Origin of the sequence: Trichloromonas sp. (genome assembly GCF_041583255.1) — a bacterium.
Classification (GTDB): domain Bacteria; phylum Desulfobacterota; class Desulfuromonadia; order Desulfuromonadales; family Trichloromonadaceae; genus Trichloromonas.
The window spans coordinates 1-2282 of sequence record NZ_JBFHGD010000309.1 but is presented as its reverse complement, the minus strand read 5'-3'; the positions used below and the strand labels follow the sequence as shown (position 1 = coordinate 2282).

Below are 2282 nucleotides of genomic sequence, written 5' to 3'. Positions count from 1 at the left end.
CCATGCCTGCCGACCGGTCTCCCCGCCCCGCCGATCCGCCCGCAATCCCCCTTTTCCCTTGACTTATCCCGCCGTTTTGCTAATTTACATGACTTGATTTTTCCCCGCCGGAGGACCGTTATGGATTACAAAGACACCCTCAATCTGCCTGTGACCGATTTCCCCATGCGCGGCAACCTGCCCCAGCGCGAACCGGAAATCCTCGAGCACTGGGAGCAGATCGGGCTGTACCAGAAAATGGAAGCGGCCGGCAAAGGCCGTCCCGGCTTCATCCTGCATGACGGCCCTCCCTATGCCAACGGGCACACCCATATCGGCCATGCGCTGAACAAGATCCTCAAGGATATCGTCCTCAAAAGCCGCCGCATGCAGGGCTTCAATGTCCCCTACGTGCCGGGCTGGGACTGCCACGGGCTGCCCATCGAACTGATGGTCGACAAACAGCTGGGCTCCAAGAAGCGGGACCTGAGCAAGGCGGAGTTTCGCCGCGAGTGCCGGACCTACGCCAAAAAATGGGTCGATATCCAGAGCACCGAATTCCAGCGCCTCGGCGTCCTCGGCGACTGGAGCCGGCCGTACCTGACCATGACCGCCGATTACGAGGCGGCCACCGCCCGTGAACTGGCCCGCTTCGCCGAACGCGGCGGCCTGTACAAGGGAAAAAAACCGGTCCACTGGTGCTCTTCCTGCGTTACCGCCCTGGCCGAGGCCGAGGTGGAATACGCCGATCACACCTCGCCGTCGATTTACGTCAAGTTTCCCTATACCGATGCGCTGCCGGACGAACTGGCGATGCTGGCAGGTAAAAAGCTTTCCTTCGTGATCTGGACCACCACCCCCTGGACCATTCCGGCCAACCTCGGCGTCTGCCTCAACCCCGAGTTGACCTACGTGGCGGTGGAGACCGGCGGCGAAGTGCTGGTCATGGCCGAAGGGCTTTACGAGAAGGTGCTCAAGGCCGTCGGCATCAGCGACTACGCCGTGCTGACCAGCTTTGCCGCCCCGATCTTCGATGGCAAGAGCTGCCGGCACCCCTTCTACGACCGCGGCTCGCTGCTCATGCTCGGCGATCACGTCACCCTCGAGGCCGGCACCGGCTGCGTCCACACCGCCCCCGGCCACGGCCAGGATGACTACCAGGTCGGCCTGAAGTACGGCCTCGACATCTACAACCCGGTGGACGATTACGGCAAATACCGCCAGGAGCTTGAACTGTTCGGCGGCATGAAGCTGGCCGAGGCCAACCCGGCGGTCAGCGCCAAGCTGACCGAGGTCGGCGCCCTGCTCTCCGAAGGGAAGGTTTCCCACAGCTACCCGCACTGCTGGCGCTGCAAGAAGCCGATCATCTTCCGCGCCACCGAGCAGTGGTTCATCTCCATGGAAACCAACGGCCTGCGCGACAAGGCCCTGCAGCACATCAACGAAGTCCACTGGATCCCCCGCTGGGGCCGTGAACGCATCTTCGGGATGATCGAAAACCGTCCCGACTGGTGCGTCAGCCGCCAGCGCACCTGGGGCGTGCCGATCACCGTCTTCTACTGCGAGAAGTGCGGCGAATCGCTGGCTGACGGCAAGATCATGCACCACATCGCCGACCAGTTCTCGGAAGCCGGCAGCGACCTCTGGTACGAGAAAGAGGCGAAGGAGCTGCTCCCCGCCGGCACCAGCTGCCCGTCCTGCGGGCACGACGGCTTCAGCAAAGAGATGGACATTCTCGACGTCTGGTTCGACTCGGGGGTTTCCCACGCCGCCGTCCTCGAACAGCGCGACGAGCTGAGCTCGCCGGCCGACCTCTACCTCGAAGGCAGCGACCAGCACCGCGGCTGGTTCCATTCAAGCCTGCTGGCCTCGGTCGGCACCCGCGACATCCCGCCGTACAAGTCGGTGCTGACACACGGCTTCGTGGTCGACGGCAACGGCAAGAAGATGTCCAAGTCGACCGGCAACGTCGTCGCCCCCGAAGAGGTGATCAAGAAGTTCGGCGCCGAGATCCTGCGCCTGTGGGTCGCCGCCCAGGACTACCGCGACGACATCCGCATCAGCCAGGAGATCCTGCAGCGGCTGTCCGACGCCTACCGGCGCATCCGCAACACCGCCCGCTACATTCTCGGCAACCTGCACGGCTTCGACCCGGCGACCGATTCGGTGGCCGACGGCGAACTGCTCGAAATCGACCGCTGGGCCCTGTCGCGCCTCGAGCGCCTGGTCGGCCGGGTGGAAAAATCGTACGACGAGTACGAGTTCCACGTCCTCTACCACGCGGTGCACAACTTCTGCAGCGT

1 protein-coding gene is annotated in these 2282 nt (G+C 63.7%); it reads left to right on the top strand.

Features of this window, described 5'->3' with window-relative positions; all coding sequences use genetic code 11:
• Positions 1 to 120: 120 nt before the first annotated feature.
• Positions 121 to 2282 (top strand): isoleucine--tRNA ligase (gene ileS, locus ABYV89_RS16085; RefSeq protein WP_432823949.1); only part of this gene is annotated, 2162 nt, incomplete at its 3' end.